General features: G+C 71.5%; 9 protein-coding genes. 3 read left to right on the top strand and 6 right to left on the bottom strand.

The genetic code is table 11. The features are described from left to right. Positions 1-33: 33 nt before the first annotated feature. Genes R2S09_RS36155 through R2S09_RS36130 form a run of 6 tightly spaced genes read right to left on the bottom strand, consistent with a single transcriptional unit; the run spans position 34 to position 11,414 of the window. Positions 34-6,279: an SDR family NAD(P)-dependent oxidoreductase gene (locus tag R2S09_RS36155; protein ID WP_316745474.1), complete on the bottom strand. Its 6,246-nt coding sequence runs from the start codon at positions 6,277-6,279 to the stop codon at positions 34-36. Positions 6,280-6,296: 17 nt separating this feature from the next. Continuing rightward, on the bottom strand, positions 6,297-7,391 hold the full coding sequence (locus tag R2S09_RS36150) for an alpha/beta hydrolase (protein WP_316745473.1): 1,095 nt from the start codon (positions 7,389-7,391) through the stop codon (positions 6,297-6,299). Then, positions 7,391-8,161: a 2-oxo acid dehydrogenase subunit E2 gene (locus R2S09_RS36145; protein WP_316745472.1), complete on the bottom strand. Its 771-nt coding sequence runs from the start codon at positions 8,159-8,161 to the stop codon at positions 7,391-7,393. The genes R2S09_RS36150 and R2S09_RS36145 overlap by 1 nt, the downstream gene beginning before the upstream one ends. Further along, complete coding sequence (locus tag R2S09_RS36140; RefSeq protein WP_316745471.1) at positions 8,158-8,406, bottom strand: phosphopantetheine-binding protein; 249 nt, start codon at positions 8,404-8,406, stop codon at positions 8,158-8,160. The genes R2S09_RS36145 and R2S09_RS36140 overlap by 4 nt, the downstream gene beginning before the upstream one ends. After that, positions 8,396-10,354 (bottom strand): HAD-IIIC family phosphatase, encoded by a 1,959-nt coding sequence (locus R2S09_RS36135; protein WP_316745470.1) that lies wholly within the window; start codon positions 10,352-10,354, stop codon positions 8,396-8,398. The genes R2S09_RS36140 and R2S09_RS36135 overlap by 11 nt, the downstream gene beginning before the upstream one ends. After that, a complete protein-coding gene (locus tag R2S09_RS36130; protein WP_306192447.1) occupies positions 10,344-11,414 on the bottom strand; it encodes a 3-oxoacyl-ACP synthase III family protein in 1,071 nt (356 codons plus the stop codon). Before R2S09_RS36130 ends, R2S09_RS36135 begins: the two co-directional genes overlap by 11 nt. 211 nt (positions 11,415-11,625) lie before the next feature. Here R2S09_RS36130 and R2S09_RS36125 point away from each other — a divergent pair, with 211 nt between their 5' ends. The 3 genes from R2S09_RS36125 to R2S09_RS36115 are packed head-to-tail and all read left to right on the top strand — an operon-like array spanning position 11,626 to position 15,839. Then, positions 11,626-12,783: a class I SAM-dependent methyltransferase gene (locus R2S09_RS36125; protein WP_306192448.1), complete on the top strand. Its 1,158-nt coding sequence runs from the start codon at positions 11,626-11,628 to the stop codon at positions 12,781-12,783. A 17-nt stretch (positions 12,784-12,800) separates the two neighbouring features. Then, a complete protein-coding gene (locus tag R2S09_RS36120) occupies positions 12,801-14,078 on the top strand; it encodes a cytochrome P450 (protein WP_306192449.1) in 1,278 nt (425 codons plus the stop codon). A gap of 15 nt (positions 14,079-14,093) precedes the next feature. Then, a complete protein-coding gene (locus R2S09_RS36115) occupies positions 14,094-15,839 on the top strand; it encodes a fatty acyl-AMP ligase (protein WP_316745469.1) in 1,746 nt (581 codons plus the stop codon). Positions 15,840-15,928: the final 89 nt, after the last annotated feature.

The raw sequence follows: 15,928 nt of genomic DNA, 5'->3' as shown, positions 1-15,928 counted from the left end.
GCAGTCCTCGTCGAGGTCACCGGACGGATGGGGTCAGGAGGCGGAGTCCGCGGGCTGAAGCAGTCGCTCGCTGAGCACCCCCGCCAGCGCGCGTGAACTCCCGTAGGTCCACAGCAGCGTCGGTGAGAGCTTCAGTCCGAAGGCGGATTCCAGTCGGTTGCGCATCTCCAGGCTCATCAGCGAGTCCAGGCCGAGTGCCTTGAACGGAGTGGTGCGGTCGATCGCGGTGGGCTCGAGGCGGAGCACATGGCCGGCGATCTGCTGCACCTTGTTCTCGACGAGCTCCTGACGGGCGTTCTCGTCGGCGGCCAGGAAGAGCGAGCGGAACTGGTGGCCCGTGGTGGCGGATCCGCCTTCCTGCGCGGACCGGCGCAGCACCTCCCACGTCTTCTGGGCAGCGGTTTCCGGGTAGGCGTCGAACCACTGCCGCGCATTGAGCGGCATGTAGCCGACGACCTGGTGGTCCTGGCCGAGGAATCGGGCCAGTGCGCCCCAGGCCTCCTCGGCGGGGAAGCTGCTCATGCCCCGGTCGCCCAGCCGCGCGCCGCGCACGTCGTCCGCGGCCGCGAGGCCGATGTCGGCGAACGGGCCCCACTGCACGGCGAGGCCGGGCAGGCCACGGGACCTGCGTGCGGTGGCGAGGGCGTCCATGAACGCGTTGCCTGCCGCGTAGCCCGCCTGTCCGACGTTGCCGATGAGCGAGGCGACCGAGGAGAACATCACGAACAGGTCGAGCGTGTCCTCGGCCGTCGCCTCGTCGAGGTGGCGCGCACCGTCGACCTTGGGTGCCAGCACCCTCTCGAGCTGCTCGGGCCGCATGTTCAACACCGTGGCGTCGTCGAGCAGGCCGGCGGCGTGGAACACCCCGCGCAGCGGCGGCAGTTCGGACCTGACCCGGCCGAGCGTCGTCGCGAGAGCGGACCGGTCGGCCACGTCACAGGCATAGGTCTGTACGCGTACCCCGCCCTTGCGCAGCTGTTCGATCCGGTCGCGTGCCGCCTGGCCGGGCTCGGACCGGCCGAGCAGCGCGAGCGCGCCCGCGCCGTGATCGGCCAGGAATTCGGCGAGCGACAGGCCCAGGCCCCCGAGACCGCCGGTGATCAGATACGTGGCGTCGGCACGGAAGCGTCCCTGCGGCATCGGTTCCGGTACGACGGCCGACACCGTCTCCGGGCTCGCGAGAACGAGCTTGCCGGTGTGCCGGCCGTGCGACATCTCGCGCAGCGCCTCCGCCGCGTCGGCGAAGGCGTGCACGGCGACGGGCAGCGGCTCGATCCGGCCGGCGGCCACCTCGCGCCATACCGCCGCGAAGACCGAGGCGAAGCGCTCCGGGCGCCGGTCCAGCAGGCCCGCCAGGTCCACCGCCGCGAACGTGATGCCCTTGCGGAAGGCGGAGAGCCCGACGTTCCTGGCGCTGTAGATGTCCTTCTTGCCGACCTCGATGAAACGCCCGTCCTCGGCCAGGACGTCGAGGCCCAGGGAGATGGCCGCCCCGGTGAGCGAGTTGAGGACGACGTCCACCCCTCGGCCGCCGGTGGCCTCGCGTACCGCAGCGGCCCACGCCAGATCGCGTGAGTCGAAGACGTGCTCGATGCCGAGGCCCCGCAGATACTGCCGCTTGTCCTCGCTCCCGGCCGTGGCGATGATCTCCGCCCCCAGTGCCCGGGCGACCTGGACCGCCGCGAGACCGAGGCCGCCGGCGGCCGAGTGGATGAGGACCGTCTCGCCCGGCGCGAGCCGCGCCAGGTCGGCGAGGCCGTACCAGGCCGTGCCCATCGCCAGCGGCAGACCCGCGGCGTCGGTGTCGGTCATGCCGTCCGGCACGATCTGGGCATGCCCGGCCCGGACCGTGACATGGGACGCCATCGAACCCATGGCGCAGGCCACGACCCGGTCGCCGACGGCGAAGCCCGTGACATCCGGGCCGACGGCGCTGACGCGTCCCGCGCATTCCCCGCCGAGCAGCCCCGCGCCGCCCGAGTGGTCGGGGTAGGTGCCCATGGCCTTCATCACGTCGATGAAGTTGAGCCCGGCCGCGGTGACTTCGAGCTCGATCTCGCCGCGGCCCGGCGCCCGCCGGGTGAGCGGACGGTAGACCAGCGAGTCCCAGAACCCGGGCTTGTCGGCGTTGAGCCGGAACGGGCGTTTCGAGGCGCGCCAGGGCGCCGCCGGCACCTCGTCGCCGGGCTCCGCCTCGCCGCGCACCAGCCGGCCCACCAGCCTGCGTCCCTGGCGCAGTCCGACCTGGTCCTCGCCGTCGTCGACGAGGATCTCGGCAGCGCAGTCGGCGGCCCAGTCCCCGCCGCCCGGGACCACATCGACGAGCAGGGGCCGGAGTTCGGGGTGCTCGCGGCGCAGTACCCGGGTGAAGCCCCAGTACAGCGCCGTTCCGGGGTCGGGCTGCTCCCCGGCGGCCAGGGCCTGGGCACCGGACGTGACCACGACGAGCCTCGGGAGGACGTTGCGTTCCACGCAGCCGCGGACGAGGGCGGGCAGACCGGCCAGGGCGCGTCGCTGCTCGGGAAGACCGGCCTCGGCGTCCGGAGCGACGAAGACCACTCCGGCGACCGGGTCGGCCGCCGTCAGCTCCGCGGCCCAGGCCTCGGTGTCGCCACCGGGCCCCGCCAGGGTGACAGGGGCTCCGGCGGCACCCAGGGCGTCGGCCACGTGCCGCGCGGCCGACGGCTCCCCGCAGACGAACCATGCCTGCGGTGCGGCCTTCGCCTCCGGGCGCGGCTCCTCGAAGAACACCAGGCGGTGCTCGCGCTCGGTGTCGTCGCGGGTGTCGGTCTCCACGGCCAGCGGCTCCATCCGCAGGTCCTCCATGACCAGCAGCGGCCTGTGGTCCTCGGTGAAGACATGCAGGTCGAACCGGTGGGCACAGCGGCGTACGGCGTAGGACCACACTGCGAGGACGGGCTCGTCGGGGTCCGTGTGCCAGTGCACGCCGCCCACTCCCGTGGGCACGACGGTCAGGCCTTCCTCGCACAGCGCGAGGACGGTCTGCAGCGCGCCGTCCCACAGTGCGGGGTGCAGAGCGTGCGGGCGCGCTCCGGCCCGGCAGCGTTCGCTCAGCCGGACCTCGGCCAGGGCACGGTCGCCCTGGACGCGCAGCCGCCGGACGCCCTGGAACGCCGGTCCGTAGCGCAGGCCGCGCGCGTCGCACGCCGCGTAGAACGTCTCGGAGCCGTCCGTCCCCTCCGCCCATGTGCCCTGCAGCGTCACCGGGAAGTCGACGGTCCGCGCGGGCTCCGCCGGCCGTTGCAGGACGCGCGCGGTGGCGTGCTCGGTCCAGTCGCTGCTGCCCTCGGCCAGCGAGAGCAGGGCGAAGCTGCCTCCCTCGGTGACGTCGTCGCGCCACAGGACGGAGAGCCGGGTGGGATCGTCGCCGAGCGTCAGGTCCCGGTGGAAGGCGACGTCGACGAGCGAACCGGGCAGGGCTCCGTGGCGGTTGCGCGCCGCCTCGAGAGCGAACGCCAGCATGGCGGCGCCCGGCAGCACGACGGCATCGTCGATCCTGTGGTCCGTCAGCCACGGCGCGCTGTCCACCGCCACTTCGAGGTTGCCCTGCCAGGCGTCCTGCTCCACGGCGGACGGCACCAGGTCGAAGCCCAGGCCCTCGCGCAGGCCCGGACGCCGCTTGCCGGTGTCCAGCCAGTAGGTGGACCGCTGCCAGGGATAGCCGGGCACCGGGGCCGACGCGTCGCGCGGCAGCCCCCCGAAGGGTTCGAGGCCGGCGACGAAGGCACGGGCGAACGCCTGGGTGAGGTCCTGCAGGCCGCCCTCGTCGCGGCGCAGGGACGTGAGCACCGCGGGCTGTTCGTCGTGCAGGCCGGCCAGCTGCTCAAGGGCCGGTGCCAGTACCGGGTGCGGGCTGATCTCCACGACGTGGGTGACGCCGTCGTCGAACAGCTTGCTCATGGCGTCGGCGAACAGCACGGGGTTGCGCAGGTTGTCGATCCAGTAGGCCCCGTCCATCTCCGGCCCCTGGATGTCCGCGACGCGCAGCGTCGACATCAGCGGGATGTCGCCCTTGCGCGGCGCGACGGGTGCGAGCGCCGCGGACAGGTCGTCCCTGAGCTCGTCCATCTGCGGGCTGTGGGAGGCGTAGTCGACGTTGACGAGGCGGCAGTAGGTCCCGTCCGCCTCCAGGATCTCCTTGAGCACCTCGAGCGAGTCGGTGTCCCCCGACAGGACGCAGGAGTTGGGGCCGTTGTTGACGGCGATCGAGACCAGTTCCTCGAAACCCTCGAGGGCCTCGCGCGCGGCCTCCCGGCTCAGGTCGACCGCGAGCATGCCGCCGCGGCCGGTGACCCGGCGGATGATCGCGCTGCGGCGGGCGATGACCAGCGCGGCGTCCTCGTAGGACAGGATGCCCGCCACGGTCGCGGCGGTCACCTCGCCCTGGCTGTGGCCGATCACGACGTCGGGCTCGACCCCGGCCTCGCGCCACAGCTCGGCGATGCCCACGGACACGGCCCACAGGGTCGGCTGCACGACCTCGATCCGGCCGAGCCACGCGTCGCCCGCCTTGCCCGACACCACGTCGGTCAGGTCCCAGTCGACGTGCGGTTCCAGCGCCTTGGCACAGCGCCGCACGACCGCGGCGAAGGTGTCGCTGCGCGCGTACAGTTCCTGGCCCATCGCGGCCCACTGGGAGCCCTGGCCCGGGAAGACGAACGCGGTACGGCCGCGGGTGCGGGCCCGGCCCGTGACGATGCCGGGCGTCTCCGCGTCCGGGGCGGCGACGAACTGGTCCAGCCGGGTGCCGAGTTCGGCGGCGTCGTGCGCGATCAGCGCCGCCCGCATGGGGAAGCTGTCGCGCTTCCAGGCGAGGGTGCCGGCGAGTGCCGCGAGGGACACGTCGCCGCGTCCGGCCGGCTCCCGCAGGTCCTCGGCGCGCCGGCGCAGCGCTTCGTCGGTGTGGCCGGAGAGCGGGACCAGTACGGGCCTGCTCGTGGCGGGGTCGTCGTCGGACGTCTGCGGCGTTTCGTCGGCGATCGGTGAACTCATCAGGACGACATGGGCGTTGGTACCGCCCCACCCGAAGGAGTTGACCCCTGCGTAGAGGGGTCCCTCCTTCGGGAGGGGCAGCGGCTCGCGGGTGACGCGCACGTTGAGCTCGTCCCAGGGGATGTTCGGGCTGAGCTCTTCGGCATGCAGGCTCGGCGGGACGACACGGTGTTCAAGGGAGAGAACCGCCTTGAACAAACCCGCCAGGCCCGAGGCCGCCTCCAAGTGGCCGATGTTGGTCTTCACCGAGCCGACCGGAATCGGACCTGCGCTGTGACGCTGCTGCCCGATGGCACGGCCGATGGCACCCGCTTCCACGGGGTCTCCGCGACGGGTGCCGGTGCCGTGCGCTTCTATGTACGCGAGCCGGTCCAGGGGTACACCTGAATCGGTGTATGCCCGGCGCAGCAGGTCTTCCTGTGCGGCCGAGTTGGGGGTGACCAGGCTGTCGCCACCGCCGTCGTTGTTCACGGCGGTGTTGAGGATGACGGCGTGGATGCGGTCGCCGTCCTCCAGAGCCCGGGCAAGAGTCTTCACATAGACCGCGGCGACGCCCTCGCCGCGGACGAAACCGTTGGCGGACGCGGCGAACGCGGCGCAGCGGCCGTCGGGGGAGAGTCCCCCGAAGTGGGTCAGCCCGATGGACACATCGGGGGTGAGGATGAGGTTGACGCCGCCCACCAGTGCGGCCTCGATCTCGCCCTGCCGCAGCGCCTGCGCGGCCAGGTGGAGTGCCACGAGGGAGGACGAGCAGCCGGTCGCCACGGTCAGGCTCGGCCCGTTGAACTCCAGGAAGTAGGAGACGCGGGCGGCGATGACGTCGATGGCCTGGCCGACGGCGCTGCGCTGGGTCGCTCTCCCGCCGCCGTTCTTGCGCAGCAGTTCGTAGTCGTGCCACAGGGCTCCGACGTAGACACCGGTCCGTGAACCCCTGAGGTCTGCGGCCCGCAGGCCGGCGTCCTCGAGCGCGCTCCACCCCGCTTCGAGGACGAGCCGCTGCTGCGGGTCGATGTCCTCGACCTCGCGCGGAGAGATACCGAAGAACGTCGGGTCGAACTGATCGACCCCGTCGATGAATCCCCCGACCTCCTGGATCCGCTTCTCCGGGTCGAGTTGGGCCGAGGCGTCCCAGCGCTCCGGCGGCACCGGGCCGATGGCGTGGCCGCGGCGCATCATCAGGTCCCACAGTCCCTCGACGTCCGGAGCGCCGGGGAAACGGCCTGCCATACCGACGACTGCGATGGCCTGGTGGGGATCCGGGGTCACGTGATCCTCTTGCATGGCTACCTCGGGTGGTGAGAGCTGGCTGTGGGTACGTGGGTGATGCGCAGAACCTTGCGACCGAGCTGCTCGACGAGCCGGGCGAGCCGGGTACGGCCGCCGTGCCGGAGCAGCTCGCCGAGAATGATCACGCGCGTCTCGCGCAGGTGATGGGGCGAGCCGTGGACGTCGTCAAAGGCGTTCACGTGGAATCCGTCGTGCAGACGTGCCGCCTCGCGCCAGTCGTCCTGCGGGATGATCTCGTCGCGCAGGCTGGCCACGTAGCGCACGGGGATCTTCAGGTCCGCGATCTCCTGCGGCCGGAGCGCGAGTTCGCTCAGGTGCTGGTCCAGGGCGTCGGACGCGACACCCGAGGTGTGACTGAGCGCGGCACGTGTGATGCGGGGCATCGCGGCCAGCGCCGCCGGATCGGTGAACGACCTGCTGATCGGGCTGCCGACGGTGACGACCTTGCGGATACGGGGGTCGGCCTGGCTCTGGACCATCGCCAGGTGCCCGCCGAAGCTGAGCGCCACGGCGAGCGTGCGGTCCGCCGCGCAGCTGTCGGCGACGGTGTCCATGACGGCGGTGAACACCTTGCCCGCCGAGCGGGAGTACGGCACACCGTTCTCGCCGACACCGGGGAAGTCGACGATGGCCACGGCCGATCCGGTACGGGGAATCGCCTGGAGGAACCCGCCCCACTGCTCCTTGAGGGAGACGATGCCGCCCATCATGATCACGAGCGGGGCGTCGGGCCGGGGACCGCACTGGTAGAGGAAGGGCACCTCGTGGCCGTCGACGGTGGCCGTCCGGCGCTCCCCCGCGCCGGAGCGCAGGAGCCAGGTGTGCAGGCTCTGCGCCGCCAGCTCGCCGGCCTCGCGCCTGGCGGGCGAGTCGGCCCGGGGGAAGCGCGCGAGGTTGTACAGGTTGGACGCGGCCCGTGGCTTGCCCGCGCGGACGTGGCGGTCGGCCGCGGCCGACCACTCGCCGACCCAGCTGCCCCTGCCCTCGCCGTCCAGGGTGCCGATCCGGTCGAGCACCCCGTCGACCTCGCCCGGGTCGAGGCCCATGAACCGCGCGTGGAGCCCGACGAACTGCTTGGCCTCGGCCAGCATCACGACACCTCCCAGGTTTCCAGCCGGTCCTTGACGTGGGCCAGCACTTCCGAGGCGAGGGCACCGTCGATGACCCGGTGGTCGAACGCGAGGGAGAGCGTGAACTGGGGGGCGATGTGCACCTGCCCGTCACGGACCACGGTCGCGTCGGCGATGCGGCCGATGCCGAAGCCGAGCGTTCCCGAGATCATCGGGAAGATGGCCCGCACCGGTTCCTGTCCCACCGAGGTGACGGAGAAGGTTCCCTGGATGTCCGCGCGGCGGGCCGCGTTGCCCATGGCGGCGCGGTAGGCGATCCGCGAGAGGGTCAGCGGAAGCTTCTGGATCTTCTTGACCTGGCGGAACGGGCCGGTGTCGGCCACCTCCGCGTCCTTGTACACGTCGATCGCGTTCTGCACGTCGAGCACCGACAGGTCCTGCGCGGCGTGCACCGTGCCGGCGACCACACAGCGCTCGCCGTCGACCGTCTTGTCGAAGAGCACCTTCACGTCGACGTCGTCGAGAACGGCGAGCCTCGGCCGCAGAGCGCCGCCCTGGAGCATCGACCGCGCCTCGGGGCAGGCGGCCACGACATCGGCCGCAGCTTTGACGAGAAGGCTGACGTAGCTGAGCTTGCCGCCGCTCGCGGCACGCGCCTCCTTCAGCCGGGTGGCGTCCACGTCCGCCATCAGATAGACGTGGCACGTCCTGCGCGCCCCTCCGTGCAGGAAGGTCCAGGTGCCTCGGCGGGCCGACGGCAGCGGCCGGACGGCCGGGATCACGGGACTCATGCCTGCCCGCCGTCCGCGCCGGTCTCGGCGACGAGGGCCGACACGTCCGCCAGCGACTCGGCCTTCATGAAGCGGTCGTAGTCGAGAGAGGCCGCCAGCTCCCGCTCCAGGTAGACCAGAACGCGCATCTGGTTCACCGAGTCCCAGCCCTCGATCTCGGTCAGCGCGGTGCCGACCGTCAGTTTCCCGGGCTCGAAGTCGAGTAGCTGTTCGACGACTTCGAGGACGATCCGGTCAGCGGACATGGAAGACTCCCTCGTCGTTGACGACCCGGATCCCATCGGGCAGGTCGGAGATGCTCGTCAGGTCGTGACGGAAGCCGGTGGACGTTCCGTCGTCCTCGGCGGCGTCGGGCACGAAGCCCTGGGCCGGGTAGAAGCCGGCGAACTTCGCGTTCTTCGCCGTCCGCGTGTAGCGGGCCAGCACGGCCGCCGCGGAGTGCTCCTCGGCGGATCGCAGGATCAGGCCGACGATGGCGTCCTCGACGTTGCGCGAGAAGACACGGCAGCTGAGGACGAAGTTGTCGATCGACCAGGCGCCGTCCCGGGCCTCGCTGAGCGCGATCGCGGCGATCAGCCCGTTGTCACCGAACCGGTCGGTGAGCCGGGCGGCGAAGAAGGTGCCCGTGCCGTCGGCGATGCGCTGTGCGATGTCCTCCTCGGTGTACCGGACACCGGTGAGGTTGAACTGGTTGGTCTTACCGAAGAGTTGCGCGATGCGGGCCGTGTTCAGCGCGTCGGCCGGCTCGATCGTCAGCCGCGAGTCCAGCGCCGCGAGGTACTCCTCCAGGCTGCCGGCCGTGCTTTGCAGCTCGGCCCGCTGGCTGCGTTCCCGGTACAGCTTGGTGCGCTCCCGGTCCTCACCGGTCAGCTTCAGCAGGTTGAAGTCGCCGCGCCCGGCCAGGCAGGAGGCGTATCCCGCGGGGTCGGCCGGCAGCTCGACGGTGGTGACCTGCGGCAGCAGCTCCCGCATCAGACCGCGCTCGACCGGGTTGTCGTCCACGAAGACCATCGCGTCCGCACCGATGTTGAGCTCGGCCGCGAGCTCGCGGACGTTGTCCGGTTTGGGCTGCCAGTTGGCCCGTACGGCGAGGAACGAGTGGGGCTGCAGGACCATGTCCGGGTGCGTGGCGATGGCTTCCCGGGCGATCTCCTCGTCGTTCTTCGACGCGACGGCGAGCATCACCCCCTGCTTCTCCAGGTCGCGGGCGAGTGTCTGCAGCTCCTGGTACGCCGAGCCGGGGTAGGAACCGCCGAGGCGCAGCCCACCGATGCCGTCGTCACCGACGACCCCGCCCCACAGGGTGTTGTCGAGGTCCAGGACGAGGCACTTGGCGGCGCGGCCCAGGTCGGCGCGGGCGACCCGCGTCAGCTCCTGCGCATAGGCGTGCAGGAACTCCGGGGTGTAGCTGTGCGCCGCGGCGTGCCGCATCCGGTCGCTGCCGAAGACCGTCCCGGCCCGGGCCGCCAGGGCCGCGTCGGACAGGACAACGGTGCCGGAGAGCTCCGTGGCCAGGTCGAGGATCGCCGCGTTCATCCGCTGCCAGGCCGCTTCGAGCCGGGCCTTGCTCCGGTAGTCGATGAGACGGTCCCTGCGCAGCGGGCTCAGGGGCAGGGTGCACAGCACGGTGAGTCCGCCGAGCACATCCTGAGCCGCCTGCGTCCACTGCCGCAGTTCGGCGGGGAAGGCGGCGCACCGGGCCTCGACCTCCTCGATGTCGAGGGGGTCCGTGATCTCCGCGAAGACGGCGCTGTCGTCCAGGAGGCAGGCGACGACGCGGGGCGCGAGGTCTTTGAACGTCGGTGCTCCGGAGAGCACCTCGAAGCGCCACTGGTTGAATCCGGCGAGCCGGATCTCCGGTTGTATCCCCGCCTGGAGCATGGTCGCGGTCAACAAGGGCGGCAGCGTGTCCAGGGTGCAGCTGCCGAGCAGTGCGATCGGCTGAGCCGTGAACAGCCCGGTGGCGGCGAGCTGTTCACGCCGCCGGGCGCCCGACAGGACGGCGCCGGCCGCCTCCAGGTCGAGTACGTCGTCGAGCTGCGCGAGCAGACCCGCGACCGCGGACGCGCCGTCACCGAAACCGGAGCGGGCGAGCGCGCGCAGGTGCTGCAGGGGTGTTGCCCCGGGGCCGGGGGGTGTCGCCCCGGGGCGGCTCACGAGGGGGGTGGCGACGCCGGAGCGGTCAGGCTGCATCGGTGACCGCCTTGTCCGGCTGATGACGCAGCGCCATTCCCGAGATGATCCACTTCGAGGATTCGATGGTGGTGACCAGCACGCGCCCGCCGACGCCCGTACCGGCCTGGATGCGCTGCATCGTCCGGTTGAGCTGGATGAAGGGGAGGGCGTTGCCGTTGTTTCCGGTGTCCGCGACGCAGGAGACCGCCTGCTCCGGCGTGACGCCCATGCGCTGACGGATCTTCTCCGCCATGACGCCGTTCAGCTGCGGCGGAAGCACATGCTCGACCTCACTGGTGTCGCAGCCCGTGGCGGCGGCCAGCTCCTCCAGAACCGTGCAGGCCAGACCGGGCACGTTCTGCTCGATGGCCTTGTAGTCCTCTTCGCCCATGGACTCGCGGACCTCGGTGCCGTCGGGCCCGGGCACCATGGGTGCGCCGTCCGCGCCGTACCAGCGCACCAGCTGGGCCGGCGCGCGTCCCTTTCCGACGGTGCGCAGCAGGATGTGGTCGACGACCAGGCCGGGGCCGTTGTCGTCGGCGTCGACGACCGCCGCGCCCGCGCCGTCGCCGAACAGGGCGAAGTTCGCGAGCTCCGCCGACTTGATCCGCTTGATGTCCCGGTCCGCGGGCCAGAGTTTCACCACCGAGTCGGCACCGATCACCAGACCGCGGCGCAGGCCGCTGGCCAGCAGCGCCCGCGCGGTGTAGAGGCCGGTGAGCGCCCCGGCGCAGCCCGAGGTCAGCTGGAAGGTCGGAAGGTCGTTCAGGCCGAGACGGTCCGCGACGGTGTTGACGGTCGCCGGCATCAGATGGTCGGGCGAGCCGGTGGTCAGGATGATGAAGTCCAGCGTCGACGCATCCACACCGGCCGCGGCGAGCGCGCGCTCGCCGGCGGCCGTCGCCAGATCACCGGTGTTCTTCGGCACGCCGGCAGAGCTGGACGGGTCGCAGAAGTGCCGGTTGCGGTTGCCGGTCATACGGTCGAGCCACTTCTCGTGCAGACCAAACCGCTCCGCCATGTCTCGGTTCGTCACCGGGTCACCCGGCAGTACCTCGCTGAGGGCAATGAGTCTCACGGCGTCAAGTTCCTTAGTGAGTAGCAGTCAGGAGTTCGCTCCGTCGGAGGTGCCCTCCCGTCGCGGGATCTGACAACCGCGAACTTACGAACGAGTCCTAGGGGAGAGCTCAAGGCGCGGTCGACGCCGTCTCCTAGAGGTTCTTAAGCCGCCTGGCCCACCCTCGGCACGTCTGTCTTCGCCTGCCCACAGAGCCGAGGAGTTGCCGAGCATGGTCGAGTCCAGCCACTGGGGGGCCGTCGAGCCCCTTCTCCTGGCCGTAGGCGCCCGCGACGAGCACCTACGGGCGGCGATCGCCGAGGTCGGGGTCGAGCAGGCCGCGGCCGTCGCCGTCGACGAGGTGCTCGCCCGCTACGGAGCGGACGGCCCCTGGGACCCGGTGCGGCTGCATCTGCGTCTGCACCACGACGGCCGGTTCGCCGACTACACCCTCCAGGTCGACCGGCGCGAGATGCTGGCCACGCCCGGTGCCCCGGACGACGCGTCCGTCAGCGTGACGTACGAACTCCGGAATCTGCTCAAGCAGCTGTTCGGGCCGCGCGCAGACTCCCGGCCCGCGCCCCCGAAGGTGGAGTTCACCTGGCCGCAGGCGCCCATTCCCGAACTGGCGCAGCGCATGGGCCCCGTGGTGCAGGGCCTCGACGCTCTGCTGGCGGCCTGTTCGCCGGCCGACACCGATCTCGGCCGGCTCGCGGTCCGCTTCGGCTCCGACAAGTGGGGCGGGGTGCACTGGTACACCCGGCACTACGAGCGGCACATGCGCGCGTTGCGCGACGCCCCGGTGCGGATCCTCGAGATCGGCGTCGGCGGCTACTCCGACAACGGGGCGGGCGGCGCCTCCCTGCACATGTGGCAGCGGTACTTCAGGCGAGGGCTGGTGCTGGGCCTCGACCTGTTCCGCAAGCCGGAGGCGCTCGGCCCCCGCATCAGAACGCTCCAGGGGGACCAGAACGACCCGGAGCAGCTGACCGCCGTGGCCGAGGAGCACGGGCCGTTCGACATCGTGATCGACGACGGCAGCCATGTGAACGAGCACGTGCGGACGTCCTTCGACACTCTCTTCCCGTACGTACGGGAGGGGGGCCTGTACGTCATCGAGGACGTGCAGACGTCCTACTGGCCGGGCTACGGCGGCACCCCCGACGCCGCTGCCGCCGGCGACGGCACCACCCTCGGGCTCATGACGTCGCTGGTGGACCTGATGCACCACCGGGAGTACGCGGGCGACGTCTCCGGTCCCCGCTCCTACGCCGCCGACCACACGGTGGGCGTGCACCACTACCACAACATCGTTTTCGTCGAGAAGGGCCCCAACAACGAGGAGCCCAGCCCCGCCTGGATACCCCGGTCCCCGTTCCCCACCGCCTAGGACATCTGGAGCGTCTCATGAGCAACTCTTCGTCCACCGCCCCGGCCGCCGCCGATCCGGGCGTCCTCACCGAGGAGGCGACCGCCGCCGCGGAGGCCGCGCTGCTCGACCTCATCACCCCCGAGGGCAAGGAGAATCCGTTCCCGGCCTACGCCCGGCTCAGGCAAGCGGCTCCGGTCTTTCCCAGCGTGCTCGGCGCGTGCTTCGTCTCGGGTTACGAAGCCTGCAAGGAGGTGGTGTTCAGCGACCGCTTCGGGGTCGCCGACGCCGACTGGTTCGACACCAACGAACCGGACTGGCGCAGTCACCCGCTGATGTTCCACGTGTACTCGACCATGATCGGCAACAACCCGCCCGACCACACCAGGCTCCGCCGGCTGGTGTCGCACGCCTTCAACGCCCGCCGCATCGAGGAACTCCGTCCCTTCGTGGCCGACCTGACCGACCGGTTGCTCGACGCCATGGCCGAGCGCGCGGACGACGGCGTCATCGACCTCCAGGAGGCCATCGGTCTGCCGGTGCCGATCCGGGTCATGGCCAAGCTGCTCGGTGTGCCGGACGAGGACCTGCCGCCTTTCCAGTCCTGGGTGCGCAAGTGCGGTGTGATGTTCGAGATCGCTGTCACCCCCGAGGAACTGGCCGCGGGCGACGCCGCGTACACGAGCATCCGGCAGTACTTCAAGCGCCTGGTCGCCGAACGCCGCTCCGCTCCGCGTGACGACCTCACCTCGGCCCTGATCGCCGTCGTCGACTCCGACGGGGACCGGCTCACCGAGGAGGAGCTGCTCGACACCCTCGGCTTCCTGTTCGCCGCGGGCTTCGAGACGACGGCGGGCATGGTCGGCAACTCGGTCGTCGCGCTGGGCGACGCTCCGGATCAGCTGGCGCCCTTCCGCGAGAGCTCCTCGGGGCTCGCGGCCGCGACGGAGGAGCTGGCCAGGTTCGACGGCTCGATCCAGATGACCCGGCGCATCGCGCTGACCGACGTGGTGCTCGGCGGCGTCCCGATACCGGCCGGAACCTCTGTCGTGGCCCTCATCGGCGCCGCCAACCGGGACCCGCAGCACTTCCCGGATCCCGACCGGCTCGACGTCACGCGCTCCGGCACCCGGCCGTTGAGCTTCGGTCTGGGGGCGCACTACTGCCTGGGCGCGGCTCTGGCGCGCATGGAGCTCGAAGAGATCCTGGGCCGCCTCTACCAGCGCTTCCCCGGCCTGCGGCTCGCCGCGGCCCCGGTCCGCGAGCCCGGCCTGGCACTACGCCGCTTCGCCTCCGTACCGGTCAAACTGTTCTGACGGGAGTGCTGCACCGTGACTGGCCTTCGAACGCAGCCCTCCTCCCTGGCCCAGCTCGTCCGCACGCACGCCGACACGCAGGGCGACCGGGTCGCGCTGACCTTTCTGACCGATCCCGCGGACAACCTCAGGGAGTCCCTCACCTACGCACAACTCGACCGTGACGCCCGCCGTATCGGCTCCTGGCTCACCGAGCGGGGCGCCAGGGGCGAGCGGGTTCTCCTCCTGCACCCGCCGGGGCTCGAGTTCGCCAAAGGGCTGGTGGGATGCGCGTACGCGGGCGCGGTCGCCGTGCCCTCGCCGCTGCCCGGGACCCGGCCCCAGCACCGCCGCCGGGTGACGTCCATCGCCCGTGACAGCGGCGCCGCGTTCGTGCTCACCGATGCCGCAAGCCATGCCGAGGTGACACAGTGGGCGGCCGACGAGGGGCTGGACGTGCTCTGCGCGGCCACGGACTCCCCCGCCCTCGGCGATCCCCGGTGGCGCCCCCGCACGCTGCGCCCGGACGAACTCGCGCTGCTCCAGTACACATCGGGGTCCACGAGCGACCCCAAGGGCGTCATGATCAGCCACGCCAACCTCGTGCACAACGCGGCGTCGATCGGCAAGACGCTCGGCAGCTCCGCCGACACCCGCTTCGGTGGCTGGCTGCCGCACTATCACGACCTCGGTCTCATGGGGATGCTGCTGCAACCCCTCTTCCACGGCGGCAGCTCGGTCTTCATGTCGCCGATGAGCTTCCTCAAACGGCCCCATCTGTGGCTGGACCTGATCGACCGGCACGGCGTCCAGATGAGCGGCGGCCCGAACTTCGCCTACGAGCTGTGCGCGCGACGGCTCACCGAGGAGCAGATCGGCCGGCTCGACCTGTCCCGGTGGCTCGTCGCGGTCAACGGCGCCGAGCCCATCAGGGCCCGGTCCGTCGCCGCCTTCCTCCGGCGGCTGGAACCTGCCGGCCTGCGGGCCGAGACCATGTTCCCCTGCTACGGGCTCGCCGAGGCCACCCTGATCGTGTGCGGTGACCGCCCCTGGCGGCCTCCGCTCACCCTGAGCGTGCCGGCCGACGACCTGGAGCAAGGGCGGTTCGTCCCGTCGGCACCGCCCCCGGCGGAGCGCCCCGGGCCCCCTGCCGTGCGCGAGTTCGTCAGCAGCGGTGTCGTCACCGGCCTCGACGTCCTGATCGTCGACCCGGACACGGCACAGCCGCTGCCGCCCGGCCGGATCGGGGAGATCTGGGCGCGCGCCGGCAATGTCGGACTCGGCTACTGGGGTCGCGAGGACGAGAGCCGGGCCGCCTTCCGGGCGACCACGGCCGGCGGTGAGACCGGATATCTGCGCACGGGCGACCTGGGCGCGGTCCATGACGGCGAACTCTTCGTCACCGGCCGGATCAAGGACCTGCTCATCGTGCACGGGCGGAACCTCCACCCGCAGGACATCGAGGCCGACTCGAAGTCCGTGCACCCCGCGCTCGCCGAGGGTGCGGCCGCGGCGTTCGGCGACGACCAGCGGGTGGTCGTCGTCCAGGAGGCCAGAGCGGGGCGGCTGGGCCCCCGGGAGCTGGACGAGATCGCGCGCGCGGTGTCCCAGCACCTGGGCCGGCAGTACGGGATCGGCGGCACGCGCGTGCTGCTGGTCAGGCCGGGCGGCGTACAGCGCACGACCAGCGGCAAGGTCCAGCGGTCCGCCATGCGGGAGCTGTACCTCGCCGACGAGATCGCCGCGGTCGGCGACACCGCACGGGCCGTGAGCACGTCTTGACTTCCTCCCCCGCCTAAAGGCGGGGGATTCCAGCGGTCGCCCGCTGGGTTTCCTGCTTCACCGATGACCGCCCCGTCCGGGAGGACTCC

The organism is Streptomyces sp. MK7 (assembly GCF_032658145.1).
In the GTDB taxonomy this organism is placed as follows: Bacteria; Actinomycetota; Actinomycetes; order Streptomycetales; family Streptomycetaceae; genus Streptomyces; species Streptomyces spiralis.
Note: the sequence above shows the minus strand (reverse complement) of the source record. Positions and strands in the feature narration are given on the sequence as shown.

Bases quoted from the DNA above. Each gene is read 5' to 3' on its own strand.
- R2S09_RS36135 (WP_316745470.1), bottom strand. From the start codon at position 10,354: ATGCAGCCTGACCGCTCCGGCGTCGCCACCCCCCTCGTGAGCCGCCCC.
- R2S09_RS36125 (WP_306192448.1), top strand. From the start codon at position 11,626: ATGGTCGAGTCCAGCCACTGGGGGGCCGTCGAGCCCCTTCTCCTGGCC.
- R2S09_RS36145 (WP_316745472.1), bottom strand. From the start codon at position 8,161: ATGAGTCCCGTGATCCCGGCCGTCCGGCCGCTGCCGTCGGCCCGCCGA.
- R2S09_RS36120 (WP_306192449.1), top strand. From the start codon at position 12,801: ATGAGCAACTCTTCGTCCACCGCCCCGGCCGCCGCCGATCCGGGCGTC.
- R2S09_RS36150 (WP_316745473.1), bottom strand. From the start codon at position 7,391: ATGCTGGCCGAGGCCAAGCAGTTCGTCGGGCTCCACGCGCGGTTCATG.
- R2S09_RS36140 (WP_316745471.1), bottom strand. From the start codon at position 8,406: ATGTCCGCTGACCGGATCGTCCTCGAAGTCGTCGAACAGCTACTCGAC.